Below are 15,407 nucleotides of genomic sequence, written 5' to 3'. Positions count from 1 at the left end.
ATAGCAAGAGTGAACCACCTGATCCCTTCCCGAACTCAGAAGTGAAACCTCTTAGCGCTGATGGTAGTGTGGGGTTACCCATGTGAGAGTAAGTCATCGCCAGCTCATTATTCCTAAAAACACCCCTTACAATGTAAGGGGTGTTTTTTTATGCGCGGAAGTTAATGAATTAAGAAAATGAGCGGTACTGGTGCTGTGTATTTAGAGATTAAAGGCAAATCTGCACATATGGGTGTAAAACTAGAAGCTGGTATAAATATGCTAACAGAATTGTCTTATCACATTTTATAGTTACAGAATTTATCGAACCCTAAAACGGGATTGAAATTGAGCTAGACTGTAGCAAGTGTAGGTAAAAACGGAATGTAATTCCAGCTGAAGCGAGTGCACAGGTATGTGTTCGTACATGACAAGTAAAAGATTTCCAAGATATTGAAAAAGTTTTAGAAGAGAAAGTAAAAGTGAGGAAGCTTACTGATAGTGATGTCAGTATGAAGTGCGTCGACTACCTCAAGCTGTTAATCATCAAGCTAAAAAACTGCTGAAAAAGCACAGTCACTATGCAAAACTGAGCTGAATTTACTCTTGGTGATTATGTCTGAAGCTGCTGGTGGTAGTACAAATGCAGCATTTGCTGGTTTAAACTCAAAAGCGGCTGTGCTTGAAGGTGTGGAATTATCAGGTGATGGTGCACATTTAAATAATGCCAAATATATTTTTGTAGATACTATTGTTTCTCGTTTGTATTTAGCAACACAATTAATCATAGATTTATCAACACAGAAAAATAATTTAAAGTTAACAAGTCTTCCAGCTTCGATTGAAGGCATTTTATGTGTGGTGTTGGAAGGTTTTGCTGAAACATGGGCAAATTTTATATAAGGATGATATTTTAAATTCTTGAGTATGCGGTATTGGTGCTAGCTAGATAGACATGAGCTATATCTTTAGGCTTTTTGATTATTCACTTCAGCTCAATAATTGCATAGCGCTGAGGAGCGTAAATGCCTACCTTTGAGGTTTGGATAAAGGATTTTATTCTTTAGAATCAATGAAAAAATTGTATACTGAATGGATATAAGGAGAGCTTATGTCTGAATTACCTGAGTCCATGCACTATATAGAGTATGGTACCAAATCATTTAGCGCAATTTTACTCTCATTATTTTTGGCTGGTTTTGCAATATTTTCATCCTTATATTGTGTCCAACCCATGATGCCTTTTTTAGCCAAATTTTTTCAGATAACTGCAACACAGAGTAGTTTTTCTTTATCTTTTTCAACGATTGCTTTAGCACTTGGGCTACTTTTTACAGGATTGATTTCTGATCGTTATGGTCGTAAAAAAATCATGGCAATTTCTTTATTTTCGACCTCAATCTTATTATTAATCAGCTCATTTTTATCTCATTGGGAGTTTTTTTTAGCCACTCGAATGATGATTGGATTGGCTGTGAGCGGTGTAGCTTCCGTTGCAATGACCTATATTGGTGAAGAAATCGCGCAAAAGGATGTTGGTTTTGCCATGGGTCTGTATATTTCAGGCACAGCAATTGGAGGAATGGGTGGACGCCTCATTGCTGGGGTATTATTGGATTACATTCCTTGGCAAGCGGCAATAGGTATTATTGGCTTACTAAACTTGATTATTGCGATCATTTTTTATCTTGCTCTACCTGCATCTCAACATTTCAAAGCTTATCCCATTCAATGGTCACGTTTTAAAGACTCATTTAAAAAGAATTTATCTGATCCAAAGCTACGCTTATTGTTTGCTGAAGGTTTTATTCTCATGGGCTGTTTTGTCACCGTATTCAATTACATGAGTTATCATCTGTTAGAAAAGCCCTTTGAGCTTTCGCAAACATGGATAGGGCTAATTTCAATCGCTTATTTATCCGGTATTTATAGTTCACCGCGTGCTGCGAGTTGGAGTCTCAAGTATGGACGTGGCACAGTATTAATTTGTATGTTTAGCAGCATGATTTTAGGTTTGTGGTTGATGTTGATTCCTTCTATATTGATGATTTTATTAGGTTTACTGATTTTTACCTTTTCATTTTTTGCAGCACACTCAACTTCAAGTAGTTGGGTTTCTGTTCAGTCGTTACAGTATCGAGCAGTCGGTTCATCTTTGTACTTATTCTGCTATTACTTAGGATCAAGCTTGTTAGGTAGTACTGGTGGTTTAGTATGGGAAAATTATGGCTGGTTAGGTCTAACTATAGTCATCACAGGTGTTTTACTCATTGGATTATTTTTGGCTTGGGTATTAAAAGAGATGCTTGAAAATAAACAGGATGGTACTGAATTGCATGAGGTGATTAGTGAGAAAAATAATAAATGATAAACTGCTGTTTATGTATATTTTTTAATCAAGCAACATGAATGTAATTCATGCTAAAATGATCGACTTTCATCTTTTGATGTTTCTTCTTTAATCTCCAGCCGAGAATTTCTAACCATGTCTACAGCTTATACCGCTCAGACAGCGCCTACTGCGTTGTTTGATTATGACAAATATTGGGCATCGTGCTTTGAACCTGCACCATTTTTGCCTATGTCACGCGAGGAGATGGATCAACTCGGTTGGGATTCCTGCGATTTTATTTTGGTTTGTGGCGACGCTTATATTGACCATCCGTCTTTTTGTTCTGGCATTATTGGTCGTACATTAGAAGCACAGGGTTTCCGCGTCGGAATTATTGCACAGCCAGATTGGACCAATGTAGAAGCATTCCGTGCCTTGGGTAAACCCAATATCGCATGGGGAGTAACCGCTGGGAATATGGATTCGATGATCAACCGTTATACGGCTGACCGTAAAATTCGTTCCGATGATGCTTACTCACCAGATAATCAACCAAATAAACGTCCAGACCGTGCTGCAACAGTGTATTGCCAACGTGTACGTGAAGCTTATCCTGATGTGCCTGTTCTGTTGGGCGGAATTGAAGCTTCATTACGTCGTATTGCGCACTATGATTACTGGTCAGATAAAGTCCGTCGTTCAGTATTAATGGATTCTAAAGCTGATTTATTAATGTACGGTAATGGTGAGCGCTCAATTACTGAAGTAATGCATCGTTTAGCTCGTGGCGAAAAAATTCACCAAATTACTGATGTTCGCGGTACAGCATTTATCGTAAACAAATTGAACCGAGCTTCTAAGGCTAAGTTTGTCGAAATTGCTTCAAATGATGTGGATACAGTGGGTCGTGTTGACCCGATCATTAATCCTTATGTGATGACTGAAGATTTAGATGGTTGCGAAATTGAACAAGATAAAGGCAATTCGTTAACCAAGTATCAAAACTTCCAAAAAGAAGCGGTAGCTAATCCCATTGTACGTCAAGGTGATCATTTAGATCCTGATACTCAAATTGTCCAGCTACAACCGACCTCTAAAGCCATTAAACACAAATTACCTCCGCGTGAATTGGCGGTCATTCGCTTGCCTGCCTTTGAAGAAGTTTCTGACGATCCAGTACTGTATGCACATACGAATCGTATTTTGCATTTAGAAACCAATCCGGGAAATGCGCGCGCTTTGGTGCAAAAACATGGTGAACGTGATGTTTGGTTAAATGCACCGCCAATTCCGTTAACGACGGAAGAAATGGACTATGTCTTTGATTTACCTTATGCACGGTTACCGCATCCGGCTTATGCTGAAGCACGGTTCCCCGCTTTTGACATGATTAAATTCTCTGTGAATATCATGCGTGGCTGTTTTGGTGGTTGTACGTTCTGTTCGATTACTGAACATGAAGGTCGTATTATTCAGAATCGTTCGGAAGATTCTATTTTACGTGAAGTCGAAAAGATTCGTGATACAGCACCTGGTTTTACTGGCATTATTTCCGACTTAGGTGGCCCAACTGCAAACATGTACCGTTTACAGTGTAAAGATCCTGAGATTGAGAAAAACTGTCGTAAACCATCGTGTGTTTATCCAGGTGTATGTCAAAACTTACATACCGATCATGCACCATTAACTCAGTTGTATCGTAAAGCACGTGAATTAAAAGGCATTAAAAAAATTCTGATTGGTTCAGGTTTGCGTTATGACTTGGCAGTTTTAAATCCTGAATACGTGAAAGAGTTGGTACAGCATCATGTTGGGGGTTATTTAAAAATTGCGCCTGAGCATACCGAAAAAGGCCCATTGTCGAAGATGATGAAACCCGGTATTGGTACTTATGATCGTTTTAAACAAATGTTTGATCGTTTCAGTAAGGAAGCGGGTAAGGAGCAATATTTAATTCCTTATTTCATCGCTGCGCATCCGGGAACTACCGATTACGACATGATGAATTTGGCGATTTGGTTGAAGAAGAATGGTTTCCGTGCCGATCAGGTACAAACCTTCTATCCATCCCCAATGGCAACTGCAACTACTATGTATTACACGGGTAAAAATCCGTTGGCAAAAGTCGCGCGTTATACTGAAACGGTTGATATTGTAAAAGGTGATAAGCGTCGTCGTATTCATAAAGCCTTCTTACGTTACCATGACTCAAACAATTGGCCATTATTGCGCGAAGCGTTGAAAGAAATGGGTCGTACAGACTTAATTGGTAACTCAAAGCAGCATTTGATTCCGACTTATCAACCGGTAGGTACTGAAGGTGAGTATCAGTCTGCACGTAAGAAAAACTCGACAGTTGGCGGCGATTCACAAAAACGTAGTACTGACAATGCCGAGCGTAATGCAAAATCTACTAGCCAAGGTCGTCCTTCAAATACGAAGAAACGTCCTGAACGTGGACAGATTTTGACCCAGCATACCGGTTTGCCACCACGTGAAACGGGTGATGCTAAACGTCCGTTTGGTGGACCAAAGGGTAAAGCGAAATCTAAATCACGGGCTTAGTTTTAAACGTTAAAAAAGGATGCTTAGGCATCCTTTTTTTATTGCTTACTTTATATATGGCTAATAGATAACTATTAAGAATAGTATGATCCTTGATTATAAAGTTATTATCAAGATTGGTTTGGCTTTGAAAGCTACGTGTTTTCACTATTGTTTAGAATTTAGTTTAAACGGTGGACAAATTAATTGAAATTATTGAGGAAACGATGCTTAAAAATGGATTATTGGGCGTTATATTGTTAGACAATCAAACTGTATTTCCATCGGATTAATTTGTATTTTTATCAAAATATAGTTATAACCATAAATATTAGTTATTCATTTGTGTTGAATCGTAGATGAGGATAATTTAAATAATTCAATTTATAATTAAGAACAATGTAGTAAATTATATGAATGAAAATAATGACTTGAACTTATTTTTAAAGTTTTATAAGAGTTTTGTTGTGATTCAATAGCGTTTATGAACAGGGAGTTTTAATTTTATTGGTTAATTATATAATTGAATAAACAAAAAACGGTGATTTAGCCGAATTATAAAAAAAGAAGGAATAGAAAATGGACATGATAGTTTTTGCAAGTTTAGTCATACTTGCTATCGCGATTGTCTTTGCTTATAACGGATTAAAAAATAAGCAAAAAAATGATAGCGTTTTAAGACAAAGAGCTGTTTTTAATTCGAGTGAGCAGATTACTTTTACTCGACTTAAAGAGGTGTTGCCTGAAGCAAATATATTGGCACATGTATCATTTGATGCCTTGCTAACCACAAAATATTCACATACCCGTCGTAAATATCAAAAGATGTTTGCTAACTTCGTGATTTTGGATAAGGATTGCCGTGTTATTGCGGTGGTTGCTTTAGATGATCCAAATTTAGTGAAACGTTCTAGCGCGACAATATATCAATATGCACTATTGGAAATGGCTACGTATCGTGTCATTCGCTATACCAAGGTGCCAGAATATCAACAATTACGAGCAGATTTTTTAATGGAACCAGCTCAGATGCAAAGCATTGATGCTGAATATCCAGCTATTTTTGGAAAATTAAATCTATATCGTGATCAAGCATCTAAAACACGTATTTTTGGTTAAATAGAAATGCATGTTGGTCATACATTTCTAATGCAATGAAATTTTTTACTCGCTGCTGTGTGTTTGGTGCTGTAGTTAAATCGATTTCAGCTTTATTCAGGTTTAACTGCAACCACCGTCATTTCCACTAACACATCGGGTCTATACATTTTGGCTTCTACGCAAGTTCGAGGTAAGGCTTGAATATCTGAACACCATGCATCCCAAATCTCATTCATACCTGCATAATCTTGTTCAATATCTTTGAGGAAAATCGTCACAGACATAATATGATTTTTATCTGTGCCTGCATCTGCAAGAAAACGTTCAATAATATCTAAGGTTTGTCGAGTTTGTCCTTGGATATCAAGGCTTAAGTCAGATGCCAATTGACCAGCCAAATGAACTAAATTTCCAGAAATTGCAATTTCAGAAAAACGTTTTTCTACATGTAAACGCTGAACAGCCATGGTATTTCCAAAATTTGATGATGATTTAAATTGTACGCGATCAACTATATTCTGCAAAGTTACACTTTATTTTTGATTTAAAAAGCTGAAATAAAAATGACAGTTTTATTGACATGGATAGCATGATGTTTGGAATTAAAATATTTTGAAGTTAAAAATTTGCAGAAGGTTTTTATTATGGGCTTTAGATGATCGAAATGGATGAGAACCCAAGTGAATGGCAGAGAGCCCTGTAATTTTCGGATTTGATCGTCACACTAATCACAGGACAATAGGCTAAAAGTAAAGGTGATTTTTGGCCTCTCGGCATATACATGGGTAATGTATAGCGAAGGTTAGATTACTCTAAAAATAAGTAAAATGGGGGAATAATTGTTTTATTTTTACTCGTTCGATTAAAAAGTATTCTATTTTGATCGGTTACCAAAGTGATAACTGTGATTGTTCCTGTTTCTCTGATAGCTGATAAACACCGACCCCGACTAAACGAAATTGATAGTGTTCAGGAATCAACATTTCTTGTATCAGTTGTTGTATCACTAGAGTCATTTCTTGTTGAGAATTTAAAGCCTGTTTAAAGCTTTTACTGTGTTGTAAAACCTGAAAATTTTTGAGTTTGAGTTTGACGGTGACACCGCGAGCTTGAAACTGTTTTTTTTCTAGATTACGCCATACCCGTTCAATCAAATTGTCCCAATAGGGTTGGCATTGCATCAGGGTGAAATCTGAATCAAAGGTAATTTCTTTAGAAATCTGTTGTCTTTGACGTTCTGGTTGCACAGGACGATCATCAATGCCTTGTGCATATAAGAACAATTGCTTGCCATATTTACCAAAATGCTGGATAAGAATCGCTTCTTCAATTTTTTGTAAATCGCCCAAGGTTGCTAAGTGCAATAGTTTTAACTTTTCCTGAGTGACTTTACCGACCCCAGGAATTTTTTTCAGTGGCAGATTTTGAATAAAATGTTGTACCTGGTATGGCTTAATAATGCAGATTCCATTGGGCTTATGCCAGTCTGATGCAATTTTTGCAAGAAACTTATTGGGCGCAACTCCTGCTGATGCAGTTAATCCTGTGCAGGTAAAAATATCGGCTCGGATTTGTTCAGCTACTTCGGTAGCACTTGGAATATTTTTTAAGTTTTCAGTGACATCTAAATAGGCTTCATCCAAAGATAACGGCTCAATGATGGAAGTATATTTTTGAAAAATAGTATGAATTTTCTCAGATACGGCACGATATTTTTCAAAGTTGGGTTCAATCACAATCACTTGGGGGCACAGCTTGATTGCCTGTGACATCGACATCGCAGAGCGTAGGCCGAAAGTTCGTGCAGGATAAGATGCTGCCGCAATCACAGCACGAGGATGATGTGAGGCAATCACTACGGGTAAATGTTGTAATTGTGGTTGGTCTTTTAATTCGACAGATGCATAAAAGGCATCCATGTCGATATGTATGATTTTTCTCATGTGTCACATGATAAGAGGGGATACTTTATTCTAACCGATGCGGTTTAAATTGTTATCCATCCTAAAATTTAAAGCGTCAACTACTGTCAGGTGAAGTATTTAATTTTTCTTTGGAAAAGAAAGGAGCTGATTCTTTTCTAAAAATATATTCCAGTCTTGTTCTGAACCATGGAATACATTTAAGTCAACTATCGTGTGAATACCTTTAATTTGACCCTGATTGCTTTTTTGCCAAAAGGTCCAAGGTCTTTTGTCTTTTAGCTCAGGGGAGCCTTGATATTCACGAATCCAAATAGGGGTTTGTTTGAATTGATTCAGTAAAATAATATTATAAAAGTTTTTTGAGGTATAAAAAATCGGTTGTTTACCATAATGCTGCTGTAAACGGTCATGCATAATTTGAATTTGTTTTAATAACTGTTCTTTACTGAAATGATTGATACAGTTGCTGTCATATTCCAAATCAATGACTGGAGGCAAAGCATAAGATTTATTTGGGACAGTTTGAATGAAATTCTGTGCCTGAATATCACCATCACGACACAGGCGATAAAAATGATAGGCGCCGATACGTAGACCTTGTTCATGCGCGCTGAGCCAATAGTCTTGAAATTTATCATCCTGATAATCACCACCTTCAGTGGCTTTGAGATAGACGAATTGATAGTGTTTGGGTGAGATTTTTTTCCAATCAATGTCACCTTGATGATGTGAAACATCAAAACCTTGCACGGGATAATCTTGTGCAGCAGTATTTTGATGAAAAAATACAAGGGATACGAGTATCGCACAGCACAAGAATGCCATCCCAATATAGGAAGGGTATCGCCACAGAGAGTCTAGTTTAGAAGCTCTTTTTTTCATGATCTAAGTGATCTATTTTTAGCATTCAGGATTATAAGGTGCAATAGCATGTCCTTTATCTTTAAAAGTTAAATTGGCATATTTTTTGGAATTTGAGAAAAAATATAAGCTGTAATGATGTTGATTGCACCCAAACAAATTAGCGTCATATGAAAGGCATCGCTGATTTGATTAGTGCCATAGTAAGCTGTAAAAATATTAAGTAAAGTTCCAGCAAGTGCGACGCCAATACTCATGGATAACATCATAATCATCGATAAAAAGCTATTACCGCTACTGGCATCTTGTTGAGGTAAATCTTTTAAAGTCAGGGTATTCATACTGACAAATTGCAATGAATTTAAGGCTCCAAAAATAAAAAAATGGAATGCGCGGAGCCACATCGGTGTCTCTGCTGTAGTCAGTGAAAAACTAGCAATACATACGCCGACAAGGATGGTATTGACCAGTAAAAAACGTCGATATCCAACCCGTTGAATAATGGGGCGAATAATGGGCTTAGAGAATAATGAGCCCAGTACTACTGGAGTCATCATGATACCGGCCATAAATGGCTCTACTTTAAATGCGACCTGTAACATTAGTGGTAAAATAAATGGAATTGCATTCCCACCAAAGCGAGCAAAAAAATTACCTAAAATGCCAATGGCATAGACTTTGTTTTTAAAAAGTTTACTGCGAAATAGGGCATTTTGATGCGTATGTGCATGATAGGCATACAGCCCAGCAGCAGCAAAACCTGCTATTAATAATCCATAACTTAAACTGCGAGATACTTCTCGATTTGCAATACTTTCAATGCCTAAAGCCATACCCACCATGGCAATCACCAATAAAATAAAACCACTTAAATCGAATCTTTTTACAGTAGCTTCGGTCACATTTGGCATGGCTTTAAAAGTGACGAACACACCCAACAGACCAATTGGAAGATTAATCAGAAAAATCCAATGCCAAGTTACGTACTCAACCAGATAGCCACCTAAAGTTGGCCCCATTAGCGGCCCAAGTAAACCTGCTAGGCTCATCATACTCATGGCCGATAAAAACTGTGCTCGTGGAATCAGTTTTAGCATGGCTAAGCGACCGACAGGCAAAAGTAATGCACCGCCCAAGCCTTGGATTACACGAAAGAAAATGAGTTGATAAAAGCTTTGAGATAAACCACAACCCAATGATGCGAGGGTAAAAATTACAATCGCTGCAAAAAATGTATTTCGAACCCCAAAACGATCTGCGAGCCAGCCACTTAAGGGAATACAAGCTGCGACAGACAGTACATAACTAATAATGACACCATGCATCCGTAATGGATTTTCATTCAAACTTTGCGCCATTGCAGGCAAAGCTGTATTGATAATAGTCGTGTCTAAGCCTTGCATAAAAAAGCCAATAGACACGAGAAAAACCAATAAACGAAACTCAGGCTGGAGACGTTGGTGCGTTGGTATGTCAGTCATAACCATATAAAGCTGTTGTTTAATTTAGTCTAAAGCAAAGACATTCTAAATAGTGTATGAAACTGTACCAATCTATTGCAATACAACAAAGTTTTGATGATCGCCTTATTAAAAGGGATGAGATACTGAATCTGAGCAATTTTATAAATTTTTGAGTGTGTCAAAAATAGACAGAACCAAAGGTATGCAAATGTATCAAAGTGGCATAATCTGCGTTTAGTAAAATTTGCACTGAGGTGTCTGGTGTTCGCAATAAAGGTTAGAGATTGATGGGAATTGAGCTTTTAATGGTGGTAGGCTTTTGTTTAGCAGCCTATTCAATCGTGGGGAATGATGTACCGCAAACCTTGGGCACATTCATCTCTTCCAACGCACATCGACCATGGTGGATGCTTTGGTTATACACCAGTAGCATCTTAGCCGTTGTACTCATGTATGGTTGGTGGACTTCGGGGGTAGGTGATGCCTCTTATGGTCGTTTGGAAACTATTCCATTCCCTCAAGGGGGGATTACTTGGCTATATATTGTTCCGCCACTACTGCTTATTTTGCTCACCAAATATGGCATACCAGTCAGTACGACCTTTTTGGTGCTGACGATTTTCTCACCAAGTAGTTTGGGAGCGATGCTCACCAAATCCATGCTGGGCTATGCCGTGGCATTTGTCGTGGCCATTATTGTTTATCGTGTAGTGATTAAAAGTGTCACGATCTATTTCACTAAAACCCGACATCTGCCGACGCCTAAAACTTGGGTCGCGATTCAATGGATTTCAACCGCATTTTTGTGGAGTCAGTGGCTAATTCAAGATCTTGCCAATATCTTTGTATATGTGCCGCGCGCTGTGCCATTCGAATTTATGTTATTCGCGATTTCTGTTTTTATTATTCTACTCGGTGTAGTTTTTTATCAACGGGGTGGGGCAATTCAGCAAATTATTGATACTAAAACGGGGGTAGCAGACATCCGTTCTGCGACCATTATTGATTTTATGTATGCAATTATTTTATTGGTGTTTAAAGAGTTAAGTAATATTCCAATGAGCACCACTTGGGTATTCCTTGGGTTGTTGGCAGGGCGTGAGTTTGCCATGTCGTTGCACTTACAAGAAGTGAATAAGTATCGAACCTCTCGCAATGTGAGTAAAGATGCCATGAAACTTATGGTTGGTTTATTAATGAGTATTTTATTAGCCACGACTTTGCCATGGTTTTACCATTGGATTGAAGGTTAATACATAGTCAATAAAACAGCGAGTATTGAACTCGCTGTTTTAAATTTAAATTACAAAATGTTCTGGGCTGCTTAAATTTTTAATGGCATTGAAAATTTGATCTGCATGATTGCAGACAATCAATTTAGCTCGGTGTTGTGGCGGTAAAAAGCCTTCTTGTACTGCATGATCAAGTTGAGCAATTAGGTGGTCATAGAAACCATTCACGTTATAGAGCATCATGGGTTTTTGGTGCTGATTGAGTTGGCTCCAAGTCGCAACTTCTAGAATCTCTTCAAATGTTCCCAAGCCACCAGGAAGTGCCACAAATGCAGCAGCACGATCGGCCATCATGGCTTTACGTTCATGCATGGTTTGTACGATATGTAATTCAGTTAAATGATGATGTGCAATTTCATAATCAAGCATAAATTCAGGAATTACTCCAACTACATCACCACCATGTTCAGTAACAGTATCTGCCACTTGTCCCATTAAGCCAATGCTCGCACCACCATAGACAATACCAAAACCACGTTCCGCAATGCCCGAAGCCAAAGCAATTGCTTTCTCTCTATAAATAGGGTGGTTCCCCGATCGTGAACCACAATAAAGTGCAATCAGATGTTGAGAGCTTTTAATTCTAGGGTCAAGAGATTCATTTTTCATATAGTGTAATACGCTATTCATCAATTATTTTTTCACCTTAACTTAGCATGTTCTCTTTTAGCTCTCTAGTTTAAGTCATAAAAATCATTGATCGCTAACTCGATTTATACAGTTCTAGCAAGCTATTTGGGGGTTGTAAAGAACAGTCATCCGCAAGTTTGAATCACAAAAAAGATGAAATTTTTAGCGATTTTGCCTATACTAAAGTTAAGTTTCTCAACAAATGAATCATCATGGGTAGTGGTTGTCGTCGCTCCAAAATTACACAGTTTTCTAAATCAATAAAAGATCAATATAAATTGAAGAAACTCTTCAAGTTTCCCATTTTAGAACATCAAAATGCTGAAATACTCTTGGAGCAAGCTCAATGATATTAGAATGGATGTCTGATCCTTCTGCATGGGTCGGCTTAGCGACTTTAGTTGTATTAGAAATAGTTTTAGGTATTGATAACCTTGTCTTTATCGCCATTTTGGCGGAAAAACTTCCTCCAGAACAGCGTAATACGGCTCGAATTGTTGGGTTGTTATTGGCACTGTGTATGCGGATGGTGCTGCTGGCATCTATTGCATGGGTCATTACGCTCACCGCACCTTTATTCCATATTTTAGAGCATCCATTTTCCGGTCGTGACCTGATTTTATTATTTGGTGGTGTATTCCTGTTATTTAAAGGAACCATGGAGTTGCATGAACGCCTTGAAGGTGCTCAGCAACTCAAAGAAGAAAATCCAGTTCATGCGGCTTTTTGGATCGTGATTGCACAGATTGTGGTACTGGATGCTGTGTTCTCGCTTGATAGTGTGATTACTGCTGTGGGAATGGTAAAAGAACTGTCTGTGATGATGATCGCTGTAGTGATTGCGGTTGGTATTATGTTGTGGGCTTCTAAACCGCTCATGAATTTTGTCAATAAACATCCGACTGTCGTTATTCTTTGTCTTGGCTTCCTGATGATGATTGGCTTCTCGCTGATTGTTGAGGGCTTTGGCTACCATATTCCTAAAGGCTATTTATACGCTGCGATTGGCTTCTCGGTTCTGATTGAATTTATGAACCAAACTATGCGTAAGAACCAAGAAAAATTAGTGACGACCAATGATTTACGTTTCCGTACTGCATCAGCAGTGATGCGTATGTTGGGGGGTAAAAGTGCCAATGGTTCAGACAATGCCAATAGCCATGTAGAAGATGTCTTAGCCACACAAGCAATTGCTAATGAAATGTTTGACCCTGAAAATGGGGCATATCATAGTGTTATGGTTCAAGGAGTCTTAGGCTTATCTGAACGACCTGTGAAATCAGTAATGACACCACGTCCTGAATTGGAATGGATTGATTTAAATGATGATCATGCCACAGTTAAAGAACGTTTAATGTCGATGACGCATTCTCGTTTAATTGTGGCACATGGCGAGTTAGACAATATTGCAGGGATCGTGCTGACGCACAAAGTACTGAATGATTATATTGAAACGGGTATTTTAAGTTTTGAAAAGCATTTACGCGATCCAGTGATTGTGCATGAAAATGCACAAGTCTTGATGGTGATGGAACAATTGCGCCAAGCTCCCTTACAAATGGCGATTGTACTAAATGAGTATGGTTCTATCGAAGGAATTGTAACTCCGATTGATGTACTAGAAGCGATTGCGGGTGAATTCCCTGATGAAGATGAATTGGATACCACTGCAGAAAGTCTGGAAGATGGTTCACTCATTTTGGAAGGTTCAACTGATATTCGTCATGTATCATTGCTATTGGGCCGTGATTTAGTGGATGAGTCGGAACAATATTCAACACTTTCAGGTTATATCTTATTTCATTTAGGTCGTTTGCCTGAAAATGGTCAACGCTTAACAGCGGATGGTTATCTATTTGAAGTGGTAACTATGGATGGCCATAAAATTGAGAAAGTGCATATTGTCGAGCTTAAAAAATCTGAAGATGAATAATCTTGGATAGAAATTTGAAGAGGCCAGTCGAAAGACTGGCTTTTTTATGAAAAGGTTAAATTGATAGAGCTGCTTTGAATTATGATGCAGCATCTTTAATTCTTGGTGATGTCATGTCAGATCAATTATGCCCTTGTAGTTTAGGGCTTTATAGCGAATGTTGTCAGCCTTTACATTTGGGTAATGCGCGCGCTCAAACCGCAGAGCAGTTAATGCGCTCTCGCTATAGTGCTTTTGCCAAGCATGAAATTGATTACATTATTCACACCACTACACTAGGTCAGCAAGCTGTATTAGATCGGGCAGCTATCGCAGATTGGAGCAAAGCCAATCAATGGTTAGAACTTGAAATTGTCAGTAGCAATGAAAAGCTGAACAAAACCCATGCTCAAGTTGAATTTAAAGCGCATTACCATGATGGGCAACAGGTCCAAATTCATCATGAAATTTCACATTTTGTGAAGTATGAGAATGCATGGTATTTCCTAGATCCAACCACAGATATGCAAATCACCATGAAACAACCCTGTATTTGTGGCTCAAAGAAAAAATTTAAACAATGTTGCGCAGAATATGTATAGTTTTTTTCAAAAGATGTTTTAAAATAGCGCGCATCTCTTACCCATCAGCGGATGACGGGCAATGTTACTCACCATTATTTACGTTATTGCGATTACGGCAGAAGCCATGACTGGGGCATTGTCGGCTGGCCGACGAAGCATGGATTGGTTTGGTGTAATCTTAATCGCCTGCGTAACTGCACTCGGTGGCGGTTCTGTACGTGATGTTTTACTGGGGCATTATCCCTTGACTTGGGTGAAACATCCTGAATATTTGGTTCTGACCTGCTGTGCAGCTTTTGTCACCATTTTAATCGCCAAATGGATGCGTCATTTACATTCAATTTTCTTATTATTAGATGCATTAGGTTTAATTGGTTTTACCATTATTGGTTGCCAAATTGCGTTACAGATGGGACATGGTTTTGTCGTGTGTGCCGTTGCAGGCGTACTCACTGGTGTATCGGGCGGTATTCTGCGTGATATCCTGTGTAATGATGTACCACTGGTATTCCGCCGTGAATTATATGCCTCAATTTCTTTTGTTGCGGTGGTTTTTTATTGGTTCTGTACCGATATTGGATTGTCTTTAGAAATTACGGTGATTTCGACCTTAATTTTTGGTTTTTCTTTACGCTGTATCGCGATTTATTTTGGTTTAGAAATGCCAAAATTTATCTATAAAGATGATGATGAGCAATCTGCATCTTCTAAAGATGAAACTTGACTGATTATCCCTAGAATTTAACTAAAAATTTACCTCACAAAATAACCTTGTGTAGTTACA

Annotated in this window: 13 protein-coding genes and 1 rRNA gene; 9 read left to right on the top strand and 5 right to left on the bottom strand. The window is 38.2% G+C overall.

Annotated features, from left to right (window positions below; translation table 11 throughout):
* From rrf to B9T27_RS12085, 5 genes are all read left to right on the top strand, one after another.
* A 5S ribosomal RNA gene (gene rrf, locus B9T27_RS12105) occupies positions 1–105 on the top strand; the annotation flags it as partial.
* A gap of 489 nt (positions 106–594) precedes the next feature.
* The gene (locus B9T27_RS12100) at positions 595–882 is read left to right on the top strand and encodes a hypothetical protein (protein ID WP_086207064.1); all 288 of its coding nucleotides are present in this window, start codon (positions 595–597) and stop codon (positions 880–882) included.
* Between the two features lie 208 nt (positions 883–1,090).
* Complete coding sequence (locus tag B9T27_RS12095) at positions 1,091–2,347, top strand: MFS transporter (protein ID WP_086207063.1); 1,257 nt, start codon at positions 1,091–1,093, stop codon at positions 2,345–2,347.
* 117 nt (positions 2,348–2,464) lie between these two features.
* Positions 2,465–4,876: a YgiQ family radical SAM protein gene (locus tag B9T27_RS12090; protein WP_086207062.1), complete on the top strand. Its 2,412-nt coding sequence runs from the start codon at positions 2,465–2,467 to the stop codon at positions 4,874–4,876.
* A 558-nt stretch (positions 4,877–5,434) separates the two neighbouring features.
* Complete coding sequence (locus B9T27_RS12085; RefSeq protein WP_086207061.1) at positions 5,435–5,974, top strand: DUF2726 domain-containing protein; 540 nt, start codon at positions 5,435–5,437, stop codon at positions 5,972–5,974.
* A gap of 92 nt (positions 5,975–6,066) precedes the next feature.
* On the opposite strand, the gene B9T27_RS12080 is transcribed toward B9T27_RS12085, so the two are convergent.
* The 4 genes from B9T27_RS12080 to mdtD form a co-directional block, all read right to left on the bottom strand.
* The gene (locus B9T27_RS12080) at positions 6,067–6,423 is read right to left on the bottom strand and encodes a RidA family protein (RefSeq protein WP_086207060.1); all 357 of its coding nucleotides are present in this window, start codon (positions 6,421–6,423) and stop codon (positions 6,067–6,069) included.
* 420 nt (positions 6,424–6,843) lie between these two features.
* A complete protein-coding gene (gene dinB, locus B9T27_RS12075) occupies positions 6,844–7,899 on the bottom strand; it encodes a DNA polymerase IV (protein WP_086207059.1) in 1,056 nt (351 codons plus the stop codon).
* 99 nt (positions 7,900–7,998) lie between these two features.
* Positions 7,999–8,763: a GH25 family lysozyme gene (locus tag B9T27_RS12070; protein WP_086207058.1), complete on the bottom strand. Its 765-nt coding sequence runs from the start codon at positions 8,761–8,763 to the stop codon at positions 7,999–8,001.
* A 68-nt stretch (positions 8,764–8,831) separates the two neighbouring features.
* Positions 8,832–10,223, bottom strand: coding sequence for a multidrug transporter subunit MdtD (gene mdtD / locus B9T27_RS12065; RefSeq protein WP_086207080.1), 1,392 nt, complete (start codon positions 10,221–10,223; stop codon positions 8,832–8,834).
* Between the two features lie 269 nt (positions 10,224–10,492).
* Between mdtD and B9T27_RS12060 the strand changes: the two genes are divergently transcribed.
* A complete protein-coding gene (locus B9T27_RS12060; protein ID WP_086207057.1) occupies positions 10,493–11,458 on the top strand; it encodes a hypothetical protein in 966 nt (321 codons plus the stop codon).
* 45 nt (positions 11,459–11,503) lie between these two features.
* Here B9T27_RS12060 and B9T27_RS12055 read toward each other — a convergent pair whose 3' ends face one another.
* Positions 11,504–12,127, bottom strand: a complete 624-nt coding sequence (locus B9T27_RS12055) for a TIGR00730 family Rossman fold protein (RefSeq protein ID WP_086207056.1) — start codon at positions 12,125–12,127, stop codon at positions 11,504–11,506.
* A gap of 346 nt (positions 12,128–12,473) precedes the next feature.
* Here B9T27_RS12055 and B9T27_RS12050 point away from each other — a divergent pair, with 346 nt between their 5' ends.
* The 3 genes from B9T27_RS12050 to B9T27_RS12040 all read left to right on the top strand — a co-directional run bounded on the left by B9T27_RS12050 (position 12,474) and on the right by B9T27_RS12040 (position 15,347).
* Positions 12,474–14,060: a TerC family protein gene (locus B9T27_RS12050; RefSeq protein WP_086207055.1), complete on the top strand. Its 1,587-nt coding sequence runs from the start codon at positions 12,474–12,476 to the stop codon at positions 14,058–14,060.
* Between the two features lie 113 nt (positions 14,061–14,173).
* On the top strand, positions 14,174–14,641 hold the full coding sequence (locus B9T27_RS12045; RefSeq protein ID WP_086207079.1) for a YchJ family protein: 468 nt from the start codon (positions 14,174–14,176) through the stop codon (positions 14,639–14,641).
* A 61-nt stretch (positions 14,642–14,702) separates the two neighbouring features.
* Entirely contained in the window at positions 14,703–15,347 is a 645-nt protein-coding gene (locus tag B9T27_RS12040) for a trimeric intracellular cation channel family protein (protein ID WP_086207054.1), read from the top strand.
* Positions 15,348–15,407 lie beyond the last annotated feature (60 nt).

This window comes from Acinetobacter sp. ANC 4648 (genome assembly GCF_002135345.1).
Taxonomy (GTDB): Bacteria; Pseudomonadota; Gammaproteobacteria; order Pseudomonadales; family Moraxellaceae; genus Acinetobacter.
This window is presented reverse-complemented; position numbering and strand designations above follow the sequence as displayed.

Excerpts from the sequence above, each read along its gene's own strand:
- B9T27_RS12100 (WP_086207064.1), top strand. The coding sequence starts at position 595 with ATGTCTGAAGCTGCTGGTGGTAGTACAAATGCAGCATTTGCTGGTTTA.
- B9T27_RS12095 (WP_086207063.1), top strand. The coding sequence starts at position 1,091 with ATGTCTGAATTACCTGAGTCCATGCACTATATAGAGTATGGTACCAAA.
- B9T27_RS12090 (WP_086207062.1), top strand. The coding sequence starts at position 2,465 with ATGTCTACAGCTTATACCGCTCAGACAGCGCCTACTGCGTTGTTTGAT.
- B9T27_RS12085 (WP_086207061.1), top strand. The coding sequence starts at position 5,435 with ATGGACATGATAGTTTTTGCAAGTTTAGTCATACTTGCTATCGCGATT.
- B9T27_RS12080 (WP_086207060.1), bottom strand. The coding sequence starts at position 6,423 with ATGGCTGTTCAGCGTTTACATGTAGAAAAACGTTTTTCTGAAATTGCA.
- dinB (WP_086207059.1), bottom strand. The coding sequence starts at position 7,899 with ATGAGAAAAATCATACATATCGACATGGATGCCTTTTATGCATCTGTC.
- B9T27_RS12070 (WP_086207058.1), bottom strand. The coding sequence starts at position 8,763 with ATGAAAAAAAGAGCTTCTAAACTAGACTCTCTGTGGCGATACCCTTCC.
- mdtD (WP_086207080.1), bottom strand. The coding sequence starts at position 10,223 with ATGACTGACATACCAACGCACCAACGTCTCCAGCCTGAGTTTCGTTTA.
- B9T27_RS12060 (WP_086207057.1), top strand. The coding sequence starts at position 10,493 with ATGGGAATTGAGCTTTTAATGGTGGTAGGCTTTTGTTTAGCAGCCTAT.
- B9T27_RS12055 (WP_086207056.1), bottom strand. The coding sequence starts at position 12,127 with ATGAATAGCGTATTACACTATATGAAAAATGAATCTCTTGACCCTAGA.
- B9T27_RS12050 (WP_086207055.1), top strand. The coding sequence starts at position 12,474 with ATGATATTAGAATGGATGTCTGATCCTTCTGCATGGGTCGGCTTAGCG.
- B9T27_RS12045 (WP_086207079.1), top strand. The coding sequence starts at position 14,174 with ATGTCAGATCAATTATGCCCTTGTAGTTTAGGGCTTTATAGCGAATGT.
- B9T27_RS12040 (WP_086207054.1), top strand. The coding sequence starts at position 14,703 with ATGTTACTCACCATTATTTACGTTATTGCGATTACGGCAGAAGCCATG.